Below are 18,679 nucleotides of genomic sequence, written 5' to 3' on the forward strand. Positions count from 1 at the left end.
CGGCCAATGACGGCCCCGCCGATCAAGGCCGGACACTTACCCCGGCCGGCTGCGCGGCCCCGCTCGCCGCGCCACCCGCCGGGGCTGCTTCCCCTACGCGAACTTCTCGGGATCCGGGCCCAGGCGCGGACCTTCCTTGATGCCGTCGATGGCCGCCATGTCCGCCGCCGACAGCTCGAAGTCGAACACGTCGATGTTCTCGCGGATGCGCTCGGGCGTGACGGACTTCGGTATCACGACCAGGTTGTGCTGAAGATGCCAGCGCAGCGTCACCTGCGCGGGCGACTTGCCGTGCTTTTGCGCCAGGTCCAGGATCACCTTTTCCTTCGTGATGTTGCCTTGCGCCAGCGGACTCCAGGACTCGGTCACGATGCCATGCCGCGCATGAAAGGCCCGCAGCGCATTCTGCGTGAACCCCGGATGCAGCTCGATCTGGTTGACGGCGGGGGTGACGCCGGACGCGTCGATCAGGCGTTCCAGATTGGCTTGCGTGAAGTTCGACACGCCGATCGCGCGCGCGCGGCCGTCTTCCTTCATCTCGATCATGGCGCGCCAGGCGTCCAGGAACTTCTCGCTGCCCGCGACCGGCCAGTGGATGAGGTACAGGTCCACGTACGCCAGCCCCAGCTTCTCCAGGCTTTCGTCCATCGCCTTGTGCGCGTCGTCGTAGCCGTGCTTGTCGTTCCAGAGCTTGGTGGTGATGAACAGGTCCTTGCGCGCCACGCCGGCCGACCGCAGGCCCGCGCCCACGCCTGCCTCGTTGCCGTAGATCGCCGCCGTGTCCACCGACCGGTAACCTGCCGCCAGCGCTTCCTTCACGCTGGACGCTGCCTGATCGTCCGGCACCTGCCAGACTCCCAGGCCCAACTGCGGAATCTTGCCTCCGTCGTTCAATTTCACTGCGGGTACCTTCGCCATAAGACCCTCCGTAGCAAGCGACGCGATCCAGGCGCGGCGAAAACGCGCCCGGTCGCGCAACCAGGGGAGCAGCCGGCCGGACCCCCGGTTGGAAGAGAAAGAAACGGGCCCGACGTGCTGCGCCCGTGTCGCAATACAGCCTTCAATCCCCCGATGCTGGTGCTTCCGTACCAGGGGTTATCCCTCAAATATTACCGCTGGTGCCTCATAATGCCCTGCAAACGGCCTAACTCCCCTGTCGGAGGCGGCCCCAAACCCAGCATCCCGATCATGAATTCTCCTGAAACGCGGCCCGGCAAGGGCGGCGGACTTGCCACGCTTCGCACGCTGTTTCCCTACCTGTGGCCGCCCGGCAAGACCGGCCTGAAGGTCCGCGTCGTGGCGGCGCTGCTGTGCCTGTTCGCCGCCAAGGCCGCAACCGTCTACGTGCCGCTGCTGTACAAGCAGGCGGTCGACGAACTGGGCAAGGGCGCGCCCGGCACGGTGACGGTGCCGCTCGGCCTGATCCTCGCCTACGGCACCGCCCGCGTGCTGTCGCTGCTGTTCTCGGAACTGCGCGATGCCATCTTCGCGCGCGTCGGCCAGCACGCGATCCGCTCGGTTGGCCTGCAGATCTTCCGCCACCTGCACGGTCTGGCGCTGCGCTTTCACCTGGCGCGTCAGACCGGCGGGCTGAACCGCGCCATCGAACGCGGCACCAAGGGCATCCAGACACTGCTGTCGTTCCTGCTGTTCAACATCCTGCCCACGTTCTTCGAGATCAGCCTGGTCTGCATCGTGCTGTGGAAGATGTTCGACGGCTGGCTGGCGCTGGCCACTGGCGCCACCGTCGTGCTGTACATGGCCTACACGCTTGCCGTGACGGAATGGCGCGCCAAGTTCCGGCGCCAGATGAACGAAACCGACTCCGAGGCCAACACCAAGGCCATCGAGAGCCTGCTGAACTACGAGACCGTCAAGTATTTCGGCAACGAAGAACACGAGGCCCGGCGCTACGACGCCTCGCTCACCCGCTACGAACGCGCCGCCGTGCGCAGCCAGGTCAGCCTGTCGATCCTGAACGTCGGCCAGGCCCTCATCATTTCCACGGGACTGACGCTGGTGATGTGGATGGCGGCCAACGGCATCGCCGAGGGCCGCTACACGCTGGGCGATTTCGTGCTGGTCAACACGTATCTCTTGCAGCTCTACACGCCGCTCAGCTTCTTCGGCTTCATCTACCGCGAGATCAAGCAGGCGCTGATCGACATGGAGCGCATGTTCGAGCTGCTGGGCCAGGATCGCGAAGTGGCGGACCGTCCCGGCGCCGCGCCGCTGCAGGTATCGGGCGGCGCGGTGGAGTTCCGCGACGTGCACTTCGGCTATGACCCGCGCCGCGCCATCCTGAAAGGTGTCAGCTTCTCGATTCCCGCCGGCAAGACGGTGGCCGTGGTGGGCACCTCCGGCGCAGGAAAATCCACCATCGCGCGGCTGCTGTTCCGCTTTTATGACACCGACAGCGGCGCCATCCTGATCGACGGCCAGGACGTACGCGACGTCACGCAGGCCAGCGTGCGCGCGGCCATCGGCGTGGTGCCGCAGGACACGGTGCTGTTCAACGACACCATCCGCTACAACATCGGCTACGGCCGGCCGGGCGCCACGGACGCTGAAATCGAGGCCGCCGCGCGCCTTGCTCACATCCACGACCTGATCCTGACCATGCCGGACGGCTACGGCACGATGGTGGGCGAACGCGGCCTGAAGCTGTCGGGCGGCGAAAAGCAGCGCGTGGCGATTGCCCGCACCATCCTCAAGAATCCGGCCATATTCCTGTTCGACGAGGCCACCAGCGCGCTGGACACCCACACGGAACGCGAGATCCAGGCCAACCTGCGCGAAGTCAGCCAGGGCCGTAGTACGCTGATCATCGCGCACCGCCTGTCCACGGTGGCGGACGCGGACGAGATCATCGTGCTGGCCGATGGCCGCATCGTCGAACGCGGCCGCCATCCGCAGTTGCTGGCCCAGGCCGGCATCTACGCCGGCATGTGGGCCCGCCAGCAGGAAAGCGCCCGGGCGGCGCCGGCGGATTGACAAGCCCCGCCCCCTATCCGAACATCGCACCCTTTGATTGCCAGGCCTCCCATGCAGGATTCCCCCACCCTCCCTCAAGTCCGCGTCTGCGCCGCCGGCGATCTGGTCAACGGCGGCCTCGGCGTGAAGGTGCCCGTGACCGATGGCGCGGGCCGCACCACCGCCTTCTTTGTGCGCTACCAGGACCGGGTGCATGGCTACCTGAACCGCTGCGCCCACGTCGGCGTCGAACTGGACTGGGAAGGCAGCTTCTTCACCCGCGCCGGCGACCTCATCATGTGCGCCCGCCACGGCGCCACCTACCAGCCGGACACGGGCCTGTGCGTGGGCGGCCCCTGTCGAAACGGTCGCCTGACCGCGCTGGACGTGTCCGAGCGCGACGGCAGCGTCTACTGGCAGCCGGCGGGCAAGATCCGCCCCGCGGACGCCGACGCCTGAACGCATCCCGGGCGGCCCGCTGCGTCGGAATCAACGCCCGGGTTCATGGCCTGGATTACGCCCGGACCGCCACTGCCTGCACCGGCTCCGCCCGCTCGGCATAACGCCGCGCCAGCACCGCGCAGACCATGAGCTGCATCTGGTGAAAGATCATCAAGGGCAACACCACCACGCCCATCTGCGACGTGCCGAACAGCACGGTCGCAAGCGGAATTCCGGACGCCAGCGACTTCTTCGATCCGCAGAACACCAGCGTGATCTCGTTCTCCTTGCTCAACCCCAGCTTGCGGCTGCCCCACGTCGTGATCAACAGCACCGATCCCAGCAACAAGGCATTCACCAGCACCATCGTGGCAAGGTCGATGGCCGGGAACGCATGCCAGATGCCCTGGGCGACCGCTTCGCTGAACGCGGTATAGACCGCCAGCAGGATCGAGCTGCGATCCACCTTGGACAGCGTGCGGCTATTACGCAGCGCCCACGCCCCGATCCACGGCCGCAGCAGGCTGCCCACCGCGAACGGCAGCAGCAGCTGCAGCAGGATGCGGCCGGCGTCTGCCAGCCCATGCCCGCCGCCCTGCCGATGCAGCAGCACCGCCACCAGCAGCGGCGTCAGCACGGTGCCCAGCAGATTGGAGGCCGTCGCCGCACAGATCGCACCCGGCACGTTGCCGCGCGCCATCGACGTGAAGGCGATCGACGACTGCACGGTGGACGACAGCGTGCAGACGAACAGCACGCCGATCCACAGCGACGGCGTCAGCAGCCCGGGAAACAGCGCGCGCAGTCCCAGGCCCAGCGCGGGAAACAGCAAAAAGGTGCAGGCCAGGATCAGCCCATGCAGGCGCACGTCCTTCACGCCGGACACGATGGCATCGGTGGACAGCCGCGCGCCATGCAGGAAGAACAGGAGCGAGATCGCCACGTTGCTCGCCACCATCATGAACGTGGCGCCCTTGCCCACCGCCGGGAAAAAGCTGGCGAACGCCACCGTGGCGATCAGGATGAGGGTGAATTGGTCTGGCAGGAAGCGGCGCATGGCAAAGGCGTGTTCAGAAAGTTGCGCCCACTATAGGCGCGGCCCTTGCCATCGTGAAGGCCACTGAGTACTTTAACTGTCATTGGAAATCCCTATGACCGCATCCCGCCCATGCTGAACCCGCTCTGGCTCAAGACCTTCGCCGCCGCCGCAGGCGCGCCCAGCTTCACCGAAGCCGCGCGCCGGCTGGGCCTGACCCAGCCCACCGTCAGCGAGCACATCCGCCAGCTCGAACAGGCCGTGAATCGCCGCCTGTTCCAGCGCGACACCCACTCACTCGCGCTGACCAGCGACGGCCGCAGCCTGCTTGTGCATGCCGAGATCATCCTGGCCGCGCACGAAAAGGCCGAGCGCCTCTTCGATGCGCCCCGCCTGCGCGGACGGATCCGGCTGGGCACCTCCGACGATCTGGCGATGGGTCCCCTGCCCGATGTGCTGGCGGCGTTTCGCCTGGCACATCCCGAAGTCGAGCTGGACCTGACCATCGGTGTCACCACCGACCTCTACAAGCTGCTGGACGACAACCGCCTGGACGTGATGATCGGCAAGCGCCGGCGCGGCGACCGGCGCGGCCAGACGTTGCACAAGGAGGCGCTGCTGTGGCGCGCGAAGGAAGGTCTGCGCGTGGATCCCGACGAGCCCCTTCCGTTGATCCTGTTGCGCGAGCCCAGCGTGACGCGCACGCTGGCGCTTGACGCGTTGGCCCGCGCGGGCCGGAGCTGGCAGATTGTCTGCACCAGCACCAGCTACGCGGGCTGCCAGGCAGCAGCCCGCGCGGGACTGGGCATCACCGTGCAGCCCTCGCACCTGTCCACTGCAGGCCTGTCGGCGCCCGCGGGCGCGGCCAACCTGCCCACGCTGCCGCCCGTGGAATTCATCGTCATCTCGGCCCCCTCGCCGGGAAAACCCACCCGCGCGCTGACCGAGATCCTGATGCGCAGCACCCTGACCTGACGCCCCTATTGCGGCGCGGAGCGCGTGTGCTCGATGCTGCCGTGCAGCGCTTGCGGCTGCTTGAGCAGGTTCAGGATCGGGCACCACGCCTCCACCGCCTCGTGCACGGCGCGAACCGCGTGCTCGTCCGCCGGCGACACGATGTGCGCGGTATAGCGGATGTTGTGCGGAAAAAATGGCACCGCTTCATAGCCCGGCTTGCCGCCGCGCGGGTCCAGGTCGCCTTCGATCGTCACCTCCAGCGATTCCAGCGGCAGTTCCAGCTCCGCCGCCTTGATGAGAAAGATGTGGGTCAGGCAGCTGCCCAGCGACCCCAGCAGCAGCTCGGGCGAACTCGGCCCCAGGTCGTAGCCCGCAAAATCGGCCGGGCTGTCGCTCACCACCTGATGATCGCGAATGCGGATGCGCCGCACGCCGCTGCGCCCTTCCGCGCTGACGTGCGCACGCAGCTTCACCGGCTCCACCGTCTTCGGGTCGCGCCCGTTGCGCAGCAATACGGCGGCGCGCTTCTGGTCCAGATACTCGTTCAACGTACTCATCTTGCAGACCTCGCTTGGAAGAAAAACGTGCGAAGGACGCGCGGCATTCAGTTGCGCCGCAGGTCGGTCATGGCAATGGGTGCACGGTCCATCGCCAGCAGAATCTCGCCCAGGCCGCGCGCGTTGCTGGCCTCCATGCGCCCGCCCGGCCCGCAGACGTCGTCGGCGCTGGTCCACGCCGGCGCGGCATGCGGCAGCAGGCGCGCCCGCAGCCAGCCGCGGCGGTCCACCAGGAACTGCGCGCCCGCCAGGTCGTCCGGCGGCACGCCGGCGGCCAAGGCATAGGCGTCCCATGCCGCGGGATCCGCCGCCACGCAATCGGCATCCGATGCGCCCGCACGGCCGCGCGTCAGCGCCACCGTCAACAGGCGCGGATCCTGCGGTTCAGCCGGCGCGCCTGCCGCCTGCGCCACGACGCGCACGGGCAATCCGCGCAGGCCGGTGAGCCGGCTCGCGCGGCCATCCCTGCAGGTCAGCGCCACCCCTGGCGCGGGGATTGCCGGCATGCCTGCCCCGCCGCTCGTCCCGTAGGCGTGCAGGCGCAGGAAGTCCAGCACCTGCCATATCTCGTCCGGCCGCAGCGCGGCGTCCGGGCCAGGCATGGTGCGTCCGGCGGACGCGTGTCCGCCGTGGGCCAGCCGCCAATACAGCTCGCCTTCCAGCCGGTTGTCGAACAGCGCGGCGCCCAGAACGCTCGGCCACACCGGCAAACCGGCCGCCAGCGGCCCACGTCCGTCCGCCGCCGCGCCGTGGCACGACGCGCAATGCTGCGCATACAACCGGCCGCCTTGCAGCACGTTCGTGTCCGAAAACGCCAGCGGCGAACGTTGATAAGAAGTGTCCCGCGCCTCGGTCAGCAGCAGGCGCGGCTGGGGCCAGCTCGTCGCCAGCACCAGCGCAGCGGCAACCGCCAGCAGCGCAAGCCGCCATCGCCGCAAAAACACGGCGGCCACCAATAGACCCAATGCCACCGCACTCTGCGCCAGCGCCAGCCACAGCCGGCTCCACGTATACGGACTGACGGGCAGGTCCGGGTCATACCGCCACGCAAACGGCCACGACACTAGCGCCAGCGCGTCCGCAGGCTGGCGCCAGATCGACAGAGCAAGCAGCAAGACCAACAGCCCCAGTGCGCCCAGCGCCGCCGCGACGCCGCGCCGCCACGCCGGTCTGGCGGCGGCTGCCACCTCCCCCGCGCGGCTGTGCAGCCATGCCGCGGCCAGGCTGGCCACGAGCAGGAGGGCCGTCAGCCCCAGCGCCAGATGCCCCACACGAGATCCCAGCAATCCGGGCAGGCCCGGCACCGCTTGCCATGCCAACGCCAGCAGCACGGCGCACGCCGCGAGCGCCCCCGCCGCGACCCACGGCAGGCTTCGTTCCGCACCTCGCCCCGCCGCTCCCGCATTGCCCGCCACCGCCGACCACGCCATCAATGCACCGCCCGCCCCTGCGGCAGCCAACGCAAGCGCCGCCGCGCTCACCACGTCGCGTCCAGCCCCAAGAGGGCCAGCGCGCGATGCCGCAATGCCGCCAACCGCGGATCGCCACGATGACGCGGGTATGGCAGGTCATTGACGATCTCGTCCTTGATGCGCGCGGGCCGTTCGCTCAGCACCACGATGCGTGACGCCATGAACAAGGCCTCCTCGACGTCGTGCGTGACCAGCAAGGCGGTAAAGCCCGTGCGCTGCCACAGTTCCACCAGCTCCGACTGCATGGCGATGCGCGTCAGCGAGTCCAGCTTGCCCAGAGGCTCGTCCAGGATCAGGATGCGCGGATCGTTGACCAGCGCGCGCGCCAGCGCCGCGCGCTGCGCCATGCCGCCCGAGAGCTGATGCGGATAGGCCTGGCTGAACGCCGTCAGCCCCACGCGTTGCAAGGCATCGTCCACGCGGTGCCGCTGCGTCTTCAACAGGCCCCGCGCCTGCAGCCCCAGCGCCACGTTGTTCCAGACCGTGCGCCATGGGTACAGCGTCGGATCCTGAAAGACAACGATGCGCGACGGCGACGGGCCTTCAATCGCCGCGCCGTCGGCCAGCAGATCGCCTTGCGCGGGCGATTCCAGCCCGGCCACCAGCCGCAGCAGCGTCGACTTGCCGCACCCGCTGGGCCCCAGCAACGCGACGAACTCGCCGGGTTTGACCTCCAGGTCGATGTCGTCAAGGACGGGCAGCGCCGCGCCATCCAGATCGAAATGATGATTCACGCCGCGCACCGCCAGCGCGGCCCCGCGCGCGCCGGCAGATTGGGCGCTGGCGTGCGCCGTTACAGTCGCTACCATTTCACGACTCCCTTCTGCCAGGCCAGCAGACGGTCACGGCCCAGGAACAGCAACGTGATCAGCCCGGAAAACACCAACGCCATCACGATCAGCGCCCCGTACATGTTGGCGTACGAGGCCCAGCCCTGCGCCCACGACAGATACCATCCCAATCCCGATTTCACACCCATCATCTCGGCCGCCACCAGCACCGAGAACGACGCGCCCAGCCCCATGAAGAGGCCCACAAACACCTGCGGCAAGGCGGCCGGAATCGCCACACGCAGCACCAGGAACCATTCATTGGCGCCCATCGTGCGCGCCACGTCGTAGTACGCGCGGTTCACGCCCGCCACGCCCGACCACGTCAGCACGGTCACTGGAAACCACGTCGCCAGCGCGATCAGGAACACCGCTGCGGACCAGCTGGAGGGAAAGAAGAAGAACGCCATCGGCAGCAGCGCCGTCGACGGCACGGGTCCCAGAAACCGCAGCACCGGATGCACCCAGTACCCCAGCCTGCGCGACCAGCCGATCGCGACCCCGGTCAGAAACCCGGCCGCCGCGCCCAGCACGAAGCCGTTCGCCAGCAGCCACAGCGAATTGACGAGGCTGTCGGCCAGGCGCTTGTAGTCCGACACATAGACCTCGATCAGCGACTGCGGCGGCGCGAAGAACGGGCTGGGCAGCAGCGCAAGCTTAGCCGTCGCGACCTCCCATGCGCCCACCGCCACCGCCAGCGCCAGCAGCCACGGCCCGGCCCGATGCAGCGCACGGATCGGCCGCAGCCGCTCCGCCCCCGACACAGCCGCCAGCAGCAGCAAGATGGCCAGCGCCAGGGCCGCCACGCCGAACTCGCGCGTGTATCCCCACGACGTGAAGCCGACTTCCACGTTGGGCCACGCGAGCGTGATGCCGCCCACGGCCCCCCACAGCGCCGCGGCGGCCACGCCCGTCTTCCATAGCCGCCAACCCACCGCGCCGGGCGCATGGCCTGCGGCCCCCACCGTCAACGCATCAGCCGAGGACATTGGGCACCACCGCTTGCGCATACTTGTTGATGTCCAGGCTGGCGCTCAAGACCTTGATGGTCTTCAGGTCCTTGGCGTATCCCACAATCTCCTCGCGCAGTGCCGCGCCGGTCGAGGCGTGGCCGTGACTGTGGCTGCGCAGGATCGCGGCCACGCGCTCGGGCGGCACCTTGCCGGGCACGTAGGGTGCAAAGATGCGCGCAGTCTCGTCGGGATTCGACGCCGTCCAGCGCTGCGCATCGATCACCGCACGCGTGATCGCCGCCGCCGACTCGGGATCCTTGCGGACCAGGTCCCCGCGCAGGCCCAGCACGCAGCAGGTGCGGTTCTCGTAATCTCCCTCGATGTTGGTGGCGATCTCGCGCAGCTTATTGTCCTCGCGCAGCGTGTAGATCAGCGGATCATCGCCCGCGATCGCATCGACCTCGCCCTTTCTCAGCACCTCGCCAAACAGGTCCTGCGGATACTGGCGCCAATCCACCGACTCCGGATCAATCCCCAGTTGCGCCACGCGGATCGCAAAGAAATTCTTCACGGGGCTGGCCTGATCGGACACGGCCACGCGGCGTCCCTTCAGATCGTTCACGGACTTGATGGGCGAATCCTCTGCCGTCAGCAACCGCATGCAGCCGCCGTGCGTGCCCACCGCCAGCTTCACGTCAAAGCCCTGCTCCAGCGGCTTGAGCCAGCGCAGCGCCATGCCGATGCCGCCATCGGCGTGACCCGTCGCGATCGCTTCCAGCAACTGGTCCGTGGACCCGCTGAAATTGATGCGTTCGACCTTGAGGTTGTATTTATCGAAGAAGCCGCGCTCCAGCGCCACCGACACCGGCGACTGGCACACCGCGGTCTGGCTCCACGCGATCTTGAACGTGCGCGGCGCGGCATTGGCCGCCAGCACGCGCGAGCCCAGCATGCCCAGCGGCGCGGCCAAGCCCGCAGCACCGGCCGCGCGCAACAGCGCGCGGCGAGAAATCCCGTGCGCCGAAGCGGCGCCCGAATGGACTTTCGTATTCATCAACCTTCCTTTTGAGAGACCCAGAATGGCGACGATTGCCAGGGGGCATCATCGGCCTGGGCACAGGCGTTAGACAAATACAAAGTCGGGATAACAATATGGGAGCGGGCTCCCGGCGCGTGCAAATTGGCTCGTGCAACGACGGAGAAACGCCCCGTGCAGCTACTCCGGCAACGGCTCCGGAACGCCGTCCGCATCAACGGATTTCACGCGGTCCAGCGCGTTGCGTGCAGCCGACATCGCTTCGATCGTGCTGCGAAAACGCCGGCTCACGAAAATCTCGAACGCCAGGCTTTCGGGTTCCGGCGCGGCCTGCTCCGCGGTGGGATCCGCGTCTTCGGCGGTCGTCGCAGTTACGGAAGTGTTCGCAGGCGCGGCGGCCTTTACAGGCAGACGCCGCGTCTCCAGAAACGCACGCGGCGGGATGCGCCCCTCGGGCTGGGTCGCATACGCGACCACTGAAAATCCATTGATGATCTTCTCGGACATTGCGGTTTCCTTGAGCGCATTCATGCAAGCGCACCGACACGTTGCACAACGGCCTGCGGCAAGGAAACTTAAGGGAGCCACGTCCGCAAAATGCCGGTCCGCGCACCGTTATGCAAGCGACTCTATTTTGTCGACGCGATCGCCTGTGCGCGTACCCGTACGAAGGCCGCCACCTGTTCCAACACGTGCGACAGATCGGCGCGCAGCAAATCGAAGCCGGCATTGCGTTCGCGCGTCGCCTCGTCCATGTAAAGCGGACGCCGGATCTCGACTTGCAGGCTGTGCCGGTTCAACGCTGGCTGGCCGATCTGCGCGATGAGTTGCACGCCCTTGTACGGATCGTTGCGCGCCACGGTATAGCCTTTGTCGCGCAGCGCCGTCTCAATCAATGCAATGAACTCCGGCTCGCACGTCGTGCCGTCCCGATCGCCCAGCACGAAGTCCGCAAGGGGATGCTCGCTGTGACGTCCAAGCCGCTCGTAGGCATCGTTCGGCATCGAATGCAGATTGAGGTGCCACACGGCGCCAAAACGTTCCTCGACGTGCCGGATCGCCTTGGCCAGCGCCGCGTGATAAGGCTCGTAGTACGCCTGGATCCGATGGCGCACCTGCGCCAGCGTCAGCTTGCGGTCATAGATCGGCGTGGCCTTGTCCATGCGCCGCCAGATCAGTCCCTTGCCCAGCCGCGTCTTCTCGCCAGGATCCAGCGGCTCGGGCCAGGGCTCGGCCAGCAGTTCCGGATCCAGATCCTGCAACGTGCGATTCGGGTCGATGTAGACGCGCGGAAAATTGGCAGCCACCAGCGTGGCGCCCAGTGCGGGCGCCGCCGACCACAACGCGTCCACGTGCGTGTCCTCGCCCTGGCGCAATTGCGCCAGCGTGGCCGCGGCCCCGAAATCGTCGGGATAACGCTCGCCGCTATGCGGCGAATCACAGACCAACGGCAACGCGGGCCCGATGGGTTCATGAACGGAAACAGCGGGGAAGTCGGCGGTCGTCATCGTCAATCAGCCTGGATGTTGGCGGTCTTGGCCACTTTTGCATAACGGGCCAACGCCTGGTCGATCTGCACCTGGAATTCTTGCGGCGTCGTGGGCATCAGCGTACCACCCACGTCTTCGGCCTTCTTGCGGAATTCCGGGTTTTCCATCGCCACGCGAACGGCCTTGTTCAGACGCTCCACCACCGCTTGCGGAGTGCCGGCGGGCGCCACCAGACCAAACCAGCCGCCCGTGCCCATGTCGGGATAGCCAAGTTCGATATACGTGGGCACGTCGGGCAGCAAGGGCGAACGTTCGGCGCCTAGCACGGCCAGCGGACGCAGCTTGCCGCCCAGCACCTGCGGCAACGTCGACGACAGATTGTCCGTGATCGCATCCACTTGCCCGCCCATCACGTCGTTCAGCGCCGGGCCCGCGCCCCGATAAGGCACGTGCAGCAACTTGATGCCGGACAGCATCATGAAGTTCTCGATGTTCACGTGTCCCAGCGAGCCCACGCCCGGCGACGCGAAGCTGTAACGCTCGGGCGCGCCTTTGGCCAGCGCCACGAATTCGGCCATGTTCCTTGCCGGAATGTTCGGATTGATCGCAAAGATGCTGGGCACGGCCAGCACATTGGCCACCGGCACGAAGTCCTTGACGGGGTCATAGTTCATCTTGCGGAACACGGCCGGATTCGACCCGTGCGTGCTCATGGTCGCCATGCCGATGGTGTACCCGTCCGGCGTCGACCGCGCCACCTGTTCCATGCCCAGCGATCCGCCAGCGCCAGCTTTGTTCTCCACCACGATGGTCTGCTTCAGATCCCGCCCTGCGTACTCAGCCACCAGGCGGGCCACGATGTCCGTCGAACCGCCCGCCGCGAACGGCACCACCAGCTTGATCGGACGCGCGGGATAGTCGGCGGCATGCGTGACGCCGCAGAAGGACAACGTGGCAAACATGCCGGCGAGCGCAAAGCGCGCGGACCGGCCAAAAAGACGGCGGGACATGAGGCGACTCCTGGGTTGTTGTTCTGAAGGCCGCCAGTGTCCAAACTTTACGATCCCCTTTCAAACGACTATATTGCACTCCTTCATTACCAAAGGTCATGCTAGATGCGTCTGCATTCGCCGTCGATGTCCGAGCTGCATGCCTTCGTGACGGCGGCCAGGCTGGGCAGCTTCACTCAGGCTGCGCAAGTGCTGTGCGTCACGCAGGGTGCCATCAGCCGTGCCATCTCGCGCCTGGAGGCGCACTTCGGCCAGCCTCTCATGCACAGGAATGCGCACGGCCTCACGCTGACCGACACCGGCCGCAAGCTCTATGATGGCGCGCGGGCGCCGCTGCAGGCGATCGAAACGCTCAGCACGGAGTTACGCGCCGACGACCGGCGGCTGCGCTTGACGCTTTCTTCTGTTCCGACGCTGGCCAGCGCGTGGCTTGTGCCGCGCCTGCCGGACTTCCACCAGCGCCACCCCGACATCCAGCTCGGCTTTTCGGCTTACCGCCGCAACGAAGACTTTTCCGGCGCCACGCCGGATGCCAGCATCCTGTCTGGCACGCCGGCGCAGTGGCCCAACTGGCACGCGGACTACGTCATCGGTCGCGAGATGGTGGTGATCTGCCATCCGGAGCGACTGGCGAAACGTCACGCCCAAGGTCTGTGGAGCACGCCGCAGGGGTTGCTCGGCGAGCCGCTGCTGTTTCATACCAACGGCCAGGAAAACTGGTCGCAATGGTTCAGTGCGGCTGGCGTGGCGCGCGGCAGCGTCGCGCTGTCGAACGGGTTTGATCAGGTATCGATCCTGATACGCGCGGTGATGGCCGACATGGGCATCGCGGTGCTGCAACGCTGCCTGGTCCGGGACGAACTGCAGGCGGGCCGGGTCGCCGCGCCCTTTCCAGAACTGGTCATCCGCATCGACCGCGGTTATCACCTGTGCGCTCCCGCACAGCGGCGCGATCACTACGCCCTCGCCTGTTTCCGCCAATGGCTGCTGGAAACCGCCAGCCGCGATCCCGATGTCATGGCGGCACGCGCCCCTTGCTGAACGCCCCGCGCATCGCGCCGCGCCGGCTATCGTCCTTACCTTTCCGCACGCGAATTCCGCCCCAAAAGCAACGGGCCTCATGAAGGGGCCCGTGTCGTACGAGTGCCGGTGAATTCCGATCAGGGCGCGAGCTTGAAGCCCAGGTCCACGCCCCATTTGTCGGTCTCGCGCAGCCATTTCGCGCCGCAATTCAGGCAGCGGAAGTGATCTTCGCGGCTTTCCTCCCGGCCTTTCTGCGTTGGGTTGGTAAATCCTTGATGTCCCAGGTGCGAATGCGGCGCTACGCCTGCAAGTCCTGGATTAATGCGTTGGCAAGCCAAACACATAACGCTCATTGATGCTTCCCCACAAACAGTGTTAGCAAATTGTAAGGGATTTCACCAATGTCTTTCTATTAAATCGCCTTCATAGGGAGAACTAAATTGTTAACGTGATTAGCAAACAACGTTTTGTAACGCCGTCAAACATGTTGCCAGGTGATAAGGGGATGTGGAGGGCATATCGGGCCGCGTCACGTTTCCGTTAGTATCCAGGCATTCGTACCAGCCTGTGGGGTGCAGGAAGCGGCTGCGGAAATTTGCCAGCGCCGGTTGCAACGCGGGTAGATCGCCCATCACCGCCAACGCCCTGAGGTACTCCGTCTGGGCCCAGATTCGGCGGGTATCGTCTGCAACCTTGCCGGACTCGTACAGCGAGGCGATCACGCCCGCGGCATCGACGCCATGATCACGCGACCACTGCACGGCGCGCGGCAGGGACTCTACAAGGTCCAGACCTTCGAACACCTGCGCCGATTCGTGCACGAGAGACAGCCATTCGAATTGATGGCCGGGCTCCAGCCGGTTTGCAGCACTGCCCTGCAACGCCTCTGATACGCATTGCGTCGGCGCATGCACGAAGAACTGGCTGATGCCTTGCGCGAGTTCGCGCAAATGCTGCGCAAACCAGGCGGGTTCGGCAACCTGCGCCGCCGCCAGATAGGCTTCGGTCAGATGCATCATCGGATTTTGCGCCGGCGGTTTCAGCGGCTGTGCGAAGTCCGCGCTGAGCGCCGCGTGATACAGCGAATCTGTGGTCTTGAAACGCGCCTCGATCGTGCGCGCCGTGGCCAGCATCAGCTTGCGCGCCTGCGCGTTGCGGCTACGCCGGAAATAGGCGGAAGCGGCCAGCACGATGAACGCGTGCGTGTACAGGTCCTGCGTATCGTCCAGCGCCTGACCCGCCGCATCGACGCTGTATCGCCAACCACCGTGCTCATCCTGGAACACGCGGCGCAGGGATTCGAACAACCGGTCCGCATGCTGCGCGGCCGCCTCGCCCGGAACCTGCGCAAAAACATACAACTGGCGCGCGCAAGCCATCGCGCGATAACGCGTTGCTGGCAACGGTTCACCGCTGGCGGAATTCAGAGATTCGTAAGGCAGGCCGAGCGTTTCGTTGAAACCGCGGCCCAACCACATGGGCAACACGACCGAATCAAAATGCGCCCGCAGCGCGCGGATATCATCCGCTAGAAAGGAATTGGTCTGTGCGGCAGTCATCTTGGAACGACGCATACCCGACGAGGGCCCCAGGTTTTGGAGCAGCAACGATAACCGAAATCGTCGTCGCCATCTCGAAGGTATGCGCCACGTGCTCATGCACACACAGACCGGTCGTGCCGATCAGCTCCGTCCAGGGTGCAAGCCCTATCGGAAGATATTTTCCTCTACCCAGTTTTGCGCGAAGATTTCCGCGCGATCACGTGCTTCGTCCAACGAAGCGCAGTTGCCCAAGTGGGAAAACGCGGCATCCACTTCGGTGCCGCCCTCAGCCGTAACCGTCAGCAATACGCCATATCCGCCGGTATCCATGGCCGCTGTGGAAACGTCGATCAGTACTTCCTGGTCACGATGCTGCATGTGCTACCTCCCAGTCGGTTACCTAAACGCGCGAACCACGCGTGACGTGCGACAGGACAAAATTACCCGCGCAAGACAATAGACCTGCATCCGTCACGCAAAGTTCATCTTACTGGTCGGACGCAGGGTGGAATACGTCCGAAAGATGTCAATTCCCACATTCCGTCTCAGGATATGCCTTGCCGCACTGTAGGGATGGCATCCAGCACGAAATACTGCGAAAACATTCGCAACCATGCAGTACTTTGCCTGCGGCTGTTCAAATGACGGATATGGTGAACTGCGTAATCGGACGATTGTCTTACCGCCGCGAAGACCGCAAATGGCTTAGCGCAAATGGATGGCGCCCGGCTCTTCCATGCGCAGCGAGAGCCTGCCCTTGTCGGTGATGACCCAGCGGCCATCGGCGCCGGATTCAATGCAGCGCAAGGTTTCCAGCGCCTGCGCGACATGCGCGGGCACTTCGGTCTGGACCGCGCCGGGCTCGTTGTTGTCGGCCACGACGCGTAGCCAATGTCCCAGTTCGCCCTTTTCGAAACGATGCAATGCCATGCGTGATTCTCTCTTGAATTTGTCAACAATAGCACGGCCGTCAAGCCCTTTCCGCCCCTCAGGCGGAGGCACTCAGGCAAGCAGGCGGGGCACTGACGACGCAAGCAACGCGATGCCGGATATCGTCAACAAGCCCAGCACCACCCGGCGAAACGCGACATCGCTGATGCATACATAGACGCGCGTGCCCCAGATCGTCGGCACAAGCATTGCGGGCACGATCAATGCAAACAGCGGCAACATGTCGCGCGTGACGACACCGGTCAGCACATAACTGGCCATCGTCACCGCCAGCATCGACAGGTTGAAGTTCTGGATCACCGCGCGCTGCACGTCGCGATCAAAGCCGCGCAAGGTGCACCACAACGTAGGAATCACGCCGGTGAAACCGCCCAACCCGCCCATGACGCCGCCGATCGCGCCGGCCACGCCATCGGCCACCTTGCCCCCCACCGTGATGCGCGGCATGCGCGCGGCAAACAGCATGATCGGACACCAGATGGCGAGCAGTCCGCCGATGAAGGCCTTGAACACCACGGGGTCCAGATGCGGCAACACTTTCACGCCGAGCGGAATGCCGAGCAATCCGCCGACAACGAACGGCAGCAGATGCGCCATGGCAAAGCCGCGGCGCACGGTGAAAGCCGCCAGCAACTGCCCGGTCAATGCGCCGAACACGGCCATCGCCGCAGCAAGCCGCGGGTCCACGGTCCAGGCCCAGAACGACATGGCCACCATGCCGAAGCCAAAGCCCGACAGGCCTTGCACAAAGCCCGCGGCCATCGCCCCCAACACGACCACTACGTATAACGAGTCCATATCTGCAGCGCGTTCCGCATCACCGGCCGGGACCATTTCCGGCGCACGCCATTCTAGTGCGTTCTAGGATGGACGCAGCGCGAGCGGCCGCCGCAGGCGCGTGGCCAACGCGGAAGCCGCGACGCTGGCGGCGATCAGCGCAAGTCCGAGCGCCAGGTCTGCCGAGATGCGTTCGTGGAACACGACGGACGACACGATCAAACCGATCACCGGCACGCACAGCATTGCGATGGACGTCGCGGCGGGCGGCAGTTTCTGCGTCATGCCCAGCACGACGATGAACGTCAGCGCCGTGGCAAGCGGTCCGGTGTACAGGATCAGCGGCCAGGCCTGCGCATCGCCCAGAAAGGTCGGCGCGCCGTCGCGCAGCCATGCCAGCGCGGCCAGCGGGATCGTGGCCATCGCGGTTTGCCAGGGAATCATGTCCGCGCCCAGCCGCACATGGCGATTGGCGCGCAACTGGATGATGTTGCAGGCCCAGGCAAACGACGCGCCCAACAGCATCACGAGACCGATGACGGTATGCGCCTGCCACGGGCTGAATGCGGGCGCGACGATGACGCCGATGCCGGCGTAGCTGAGCGCCGTCGCCAGCCATTGGCCCATCGAGAGGCGTTCCTTCAAGATCATCGATGACAAGGGAATCACCCAGATGGATGTCGCATAGGCAATGACTGAGGCGCGGCCAGGCGCCACGTATTGCAGGGCCCAAAGCGCCAACGCCGTGAATGCGCCCATCTGCAGCAAGGCCACGCCCGCCACCAGCGGCCATTCCTGACGCGAGGGCAAACGCAAGCGACCCAGCGCCGCGAGCACCAGCACGCTGATCAGCGCGGCGGAGCCGAATCGGCTGGCGGCAAGCCACAACGGACTCATGTGCGCCAGGCCCAGCTTCATGACGGGCCAGTTTCCGCCCCAAATGGCGACCGCACCCGCGAGCGGGAGGAACTTGCGAAGACTGCCGTGCTGACTCATTACTACCCTGCTCTGCCGCTAATTATTCTGCATTTCGGCCCTATGACCGAAGGATGGAACAGTCTATAGGGTAAACCCCAGCATTTTTGACCGCTTTCTGCGCCAATAACCGGCATACTCAGCACAGATGCACTGCCAACCTGCCGCTTGAAGGTCACTTATGCCGGAAATCAACCTGGATGCCACCGACATCCGCATCCTGAATGAACTTCAACGCGACGCCCGGCTCACCAACGTTGAGCTGGCCGCGCGCGTCAACCTGTCTGCTTCGCCGTGCCTGGCGCGCGTGCGGCGACTGGAAACCGAAGGCCTCATCGATCGGCGCGTCACGCTGCTGAATGCGCGCAAATTGGGTCTGAAGGTCAACGTCTTCATCCAGATCTCGCTGGACAAGCAGCGCAAGGCCGCACTCGACGTGTTTGAACGCGAGATCGCGGTGCTGCCCGAAATCATGGAGTGCTACCTGATGTCCGGCGACGCCGACTACCTGATCCGTGCGCTCGTGCCGGATGTCGATGCGCTGGAACGTTTGATCGTCGAACACATCACCCGCATCCCCGGCGTGGCAAGCATCCGTTCCAGCTTTGCCCTCAAGCAGGTGCTCTACACCACCGCCGTGCCGCTTGCCTGACGCCG

At 65.6% G+C, this 18,679-nt stretch carries 21 protein-coding genes; 5 read left to right on the plus strand and 16 right to left on the minus strand.

Annotated features, from left to right (window positions below; all coding sequences use genetic code 11):
• Positions 1-93 precede the first annotated feature (93 nt).
• Positions 94-918: an aldo/keto reductase gene (locus AC6CIE_RS21700; RefSeq protein ID WP_175124046.1), complete on the minus strand. Its 825-nt coding sequence runs from the start codon at positions 916-918 to the stop codon at positions 94-96.
• Positions 919-1,188: 270 nt separating this feature from the next.
• Between AC6CIE_RS21700 and AC6CIE_RS21705 the strand changes: the two genes are divergently transcribed.
• Together AC6CIE_RS21705 and AC6CIE_RS21710 are read left to right on the plus strand one after the other, a co-directional pair.
• Positions 1,189-2,994: an ABCB family ABC transporter ATP-binding protein/permease gene (locus tag AC6CIE_RS21705; protein ID WP_218343363.1), complete on the plus strand. Its 1,806-nt coding sequence runs from the start codon at positions 1,189-1,191 to the stop codon at positions 2,992-2,994.
• A 51-nt stretch (positions 2,995-3,045) separates the two neighbouring features.
• On the plus strand, positions 3,046-3,432 hold the full coding sequence (locus AC6CIE_RS21710; RefSeq protein ID WP_498093914.1) for a Rieske (2Fe-2S) protein: 387 nt from the start codon (positions 3,046-3,048) through the stop codon (positions 3,430-3,432).
• Between the two features lie 55 nt (positions 3,433-3,487).
• Here AC6CIE_RS21710 and AC6CIE_RS21715 read toward each other — a convergent pair whose 3' ends face one another.
• A complete protein-coding gene (locus AC6CIE_RS21715) occupies positions 3,488-4,471 on the minus strand; it encodes a bile acid:sodium symporter family protein (protein WP_498093916.1) in 984 nt (327 codons plus the stop codon).
• A 111-nt stretch (positions 4,472-4,582) separates the two neighbouring features.
• Here AC6CIE_RS21715 and AC6CIE_RS21720 point away from each other — a divergent pair, with 111 nt between their 5' ends.
• Complete coding sequence (locus AC6CIE_RS21720; RefSeq protein WP_175124042.1) at positions 4,583-5,425, plus strand: LysR substrate-binding domain-containing protein; 843 nt, start codon at positions 4,583-4,585, stop codon at positions 5,423-5,425.
• A 5-nt stretch (positions 5,426-5,430) separates the two neighbouring features.
• Here the strand turns inward: AC6CIE_RS21720 and AC6CIE_RS21725 are convergent, their stop codons facing one another.
• From AC6CIE_RS21725 to AC6CIE_RS21760, 8 genes are all read right to left on the minus strand, one after another.
• Positions 5,431-5,964, minus strand: a complete 534-nt coding sequence (locus AC6CIE_RS21725; RefSeq protein ID WP_286939350.1) for an OsmC family protein — start codon at positions 5,962-5,964, stop codon at positions 5,431-5,433.
• 47 nt (positions 5,965-6,011) lie between these two features.
• A complete protein-coding gene (locus AC6CIE_RS21730; protein ID WP_498093918.1) occupies positions 6,012-7,448 on the minus strand; it encodes a cytochrome c in 1,437 nt (478 codons plus the stop codon).
• Entirely contained in the window at positions 7,442-8,245 is an 804-nt protein-coding gene (locus tag AC6CIE_RS21735; RefSeq protein WP_239213833.1) for an ABC transporter ATP-binding protein, read from the minus strand. Before AC6CIE_RS21735 ends, AC6CIE_RS21730 begins: the two co-directional genes overlap by 7 nt.
• Positions 8,239-9,255, minus strand: coding sequence for an ABC transporter permease (locus AC6CIE_RS21740; protein ID WP_498093920.1), 1,017 nt, complete (start codon positions 9,253-9,255; stop codon positions 8,239-8,241). Before AC6CIE_RS21740 ends, AC6CIE_RS21735 begins: the two co-directional genes overlap by 7 nt.
• Entirely contained in the window at positions 9,242-10,273 is a 1,032-nt protein-coding gene (locus AC6CIE_RS21745; RefSeq protein WP_175138529.1) for an ABC transporter substrate-binding protein, read from the minus strand. The genes AC6CIE_RS21740 and AC6CIE_RS21745 overlap by 14 nt, the downstream gene beginning before the upstream one ends.
• A gap of 162 nt (positions 10,274-10,435) precedes the next feature.
• Positions 10,436-10,762 (minus strand): hypothetical protein, encoded by a 327-nt coding sequence (locus AC6CIE_RS21750; RefSeq protein WP_175138530.1) that lies wholly within the window; start codon positions 10,760-10,762, stop codon positions 10,436-10,438.
• 122 nt (positions 10,763-10,884) lie between these two features.
• Complete coding sequence (locus AC6CIE_RS21755) at positions 10,885-11,763, minus strand: N-formylglutamate amidohydrolase (protein ID WP_498093922.1); 879 nt, start codon at positions 11,761-11,763, stop codon at positions 10,885-10,887.
• A 2-nt stretch (positions 11,764-11,765) separates the two neighbouring features.
• A complete protein-coding gene (locus AC6CIE_RS21760) occupies positions 11,766-12,755 on the minus strand; it encodes a Bug family tripartite tricarboxylate transporter substrate binding protein (protein ID WP_286939356.1) in 990 nt (329 codons plus the stop codon).
• Between the two features lie 105 nt (positions 12,756-12,860).
• Between AC6CIE_RS21760 and AC6CIE_RS21765 the strand changes: the two genes are divergently transcribed.
• A complete protein-coding gene (locus AC6CIE_RS21765) occupies positions 12,861-13,796 on the plus strand; it encodes a LysR substrate-binding domain-containing protein (protein WP_175138533.1) in 936 nt (311 codons plus the stop codon).
• 119 nt (positions 13,797-13,915) lie between these two features.
• Here AC6CIE_RS21765 and AC6CIE_RS21770 read toward each other — a convergent pair whose 3' ends face one another.
• The 6 genes from AC6CIE_RS21770 to AC6CIE_RS21795 all read right to left on the minus strand — a co-directional run bounded on the left by AC6CIE_RS21770 (position 13,916) and on the right by AC6CIE_RS21795 (position 18,043).
• Positions 13,916-14,131: a hypothetical protein gene (locus tag AC6CIE_RS21770; RefSeq protein WP_006388022.1), complete on the minus strand. Its 216-nt coding sequence runs from the start codon at positions 14,129-14,131 to the stop codon at positions 13,916-13,918.
• A 99-nt stretch (positions 14,132-14,230) separates the two neighbouring features.
• On the minus strand, positions 14,231-15,337 hold the full coding sequence (locus AC6CIE_RS21775) for an AGE family epimerase/isomerase (RefSeq protein WP_498094170.1): 1,107 nt from the start codon (positions 15,335-15,337) through the stop codon (positions 14,231-14,233).
• Between the two features lie 147 nt (positions 15,338-15,484).
• On the minus strand, positions 15,485-15,697 hold the full coding sequence (locus tag AC6CIE_RS21780) for a hypothetical protein (protein ID WP_006218759.1): 213 nt from the start codon (positions 15,695-15,697) through the stop codon (positions 15,485-15,487).
• A 327-nt stretch (positions 15,698-16,024) separates the two neighbouring features.
• Complete coding sequence (locus AC6CIE_RS21785; RefSeq protein WP_175138534.1) at positions 16,025-16,249, minus strand: hypothetical protein; 225 nt, start codon at positions 16,247-16,249, stop codon at positions 16,025-16,027.
• Between the two features lie 72 nt (positions 16,250-16,321).
• On the minus strand, positions 16,322-17,068 hold the full coding sequence (locus tag AC6CIE_RS21790) for a sulfite exporter TauE/SafE family protein (RefSeq protein WP_498093924.1): 747 nt from the start codon (positions 17,066-17,068) through the stop codon (positions 16,322-16,324).
• A 63-nt stretch (positions 17,069-17,131) separates the two neighbouring features.
• The gene (locus tag AC6CIE_RS21795; protein WP_239213824.1) at positions 17,132-18,043 is read right to left on the minus strand and encodes a DMT family transporter; all 912 of its coding nucleotides are present in this window, start codon (positions 18,041-18,043) and stop codon (positions 17,132-17,134) included.
• Between the two features lie 160 nt (positions 18,044-18,203).
• Here AC6CIE_RS21795 and AC6CIE_RS21800 point away from each other — a divergent pair, with 160 nt between their 5' ends.
• On the plus strand, positions 18,204-18,674 hold the full coding sequence (locus tag AC6CIE_RS21800) for an Lrp/AsnC family transcriptional regulator (protein ID WP_006226939.1): 471 nt from the start codon (positions 18,204-18,206) through the stop codon (positions 18,672-18,674).
• Positions 18,675-18,679: the final 5 nt, after the last annotated feature.

Source organism: Achromobacter sp. GQ309 (genome assembly GCF_059759315.1).

Excerpts from the sequence above, each read along its gene's own strand:
- AC6CIE_RS21700 (WP_175124046.1), bottom strand. The coding sequence starts at position 918 with ATGGCGAAGGTACCCGCAGTGAAATTGAACGACGGAGGCAAGATTCCG.
- AC6CIE_RS21725 (WP_286939350.1), bottom strand. The coding sequence starts at position 5,964 with ATGAGTACGTTGAACGAGTATCTGGACCAGAAGCGCGCCGCCGTATTG.
- AC6CIE_RS21720 (WP_175124042.1), top strand. The coding sequence starts at position 4,583 with ATGCTGAACCCGCTCTGGCTCAAGACCTTCGCCGCCGCCGCAGGCGCG.
- AC6CIE_RS21795 (WP_239213824.1), bottom strand. The coding sequence starts at position 18,043 with ATGAGTCAGCACGGCAGTCTTCGCAAGTTCCTCCCGCTCGCGGGTGCG.
- AC6CIE_RS21750 (WP_175138530.1), bottom strand. The coding sequence starts at position 10,762 with ATGTCCGAGAAGATCATCAATGGATTTTCAGTGGTCGCGTATGCGACC.
- AC6CIE_RS21760 (WP_286939356.1), bottom strand. The coding sequence starts at position 12,755 with ATGTCCCGCCGTCTTTTTGGCCGGTCCGCGCGCTTTGCGCTCGCCGGC.
- AC6CIE_RS21770 (WP_006388022.1), bottom strand. The coding sequence starts at position 14,131 with ATGAGCGTTATGTGTTTGGCTTGCCAACGCATTAATCCAGGACTTGCA.
- AC6CIE_RS21740 (WP_498093920.1), bottom strand. The coding sequence starts at position 9,255 with ATGTCCTCGGCTGATGCGTTGACGGTGGGGGCCGCAGGCCATGCGCCC.
- AC6CIE_RS21710 (WP_498093914.1), top strand. The coding sequence starts at position 3,046 with ATGCAGGATTCCCCCACCCTCCCTCAAGTCCGCGTCTGCGCCGCCGGC.
- AC6CIE_RS21775 (WP_498094170.1), bottom strand. The coding sequence starts at position 15,337 with ATGACTGCCGCACAGACCAATTCCTTTCTAGCGGATGATATCCGCGCG.
- AC6CIE_RS21735 (WP_239213833.1), bottom strand. The coding sequence starts at position 8,245 with ATGGTAGCGACTGTAACGGCGCACGCCAGCGCCCAATCTGCCGGCGCG.
- AC6CIE_RS21800 (WP_006226939.1), top strand. The coding sequence starts at position 18,204 with ATGCCGGAAATCAACCTGGATGCCACCGACATCCGCATCCTGAATGAA.
- AC6CIE_RS21790 (WP_498093924.1), bottom strand. The coding sequence starts at position 17,068 with ATGGACTCGTTATACGTAGTGGTCGTGTTGGGGGCGATGGCCGCGGGC.
- AC6CIE_RS21745 (WP_175138529.1), bottom strand. The coding sequence starts at position 10,273 with ATGAATACGAAAGTCCATTCGGGCGCCGCTTCGGCGCACGGGATTTCT.
- AC6CIE_RS21780 (WP_006218759.1), bottom strand. The coding sequence starts at position 15,697 with ATGCAGCATCGTGACCAGGAAGTACTGATCGACGTTTCCACAGCGGCC.
- AC6CIE_RS21705 (WP_218343363.1), top strand. The coding sequence starts at position 1,189 with ATGAATTCTCCTGAAACGCGGCCCGGCAAGGGCGGCGGACTTGCCACG.
- AC6CIE_RS21785 (WP_175138534.1), bottom strand. The coding sequence starts at position 16,249 with ATGGCATTGCATCGTTTCGAAAAGGGCGAACTGGGACATTGGCTACGC.
- AC6CIE_RS21765 (WP_175138533.1), top strand. The coding sequence starts at position 12,861 with ATGCGTCTGCATTCGCCGTCGATGTCCGAGCTGCATGCCTTCGTGACG.
- AC6CIE_RS21715 (WP_498093916.1), bottom strand. The coding sequence starts at position 4,471 with ATGCGCCGCTTCCTGCCAGACCAATTCACCCTCATCCTGATCGCCACG.
- AC6CIE_RS21755 (WP_498093922.1), bottom strand. The coding sequence starts at position 11,763 with ATGACGACCGCCGACTTCCCCGCTGTTTCCGTTCATGAACCCATCGGG.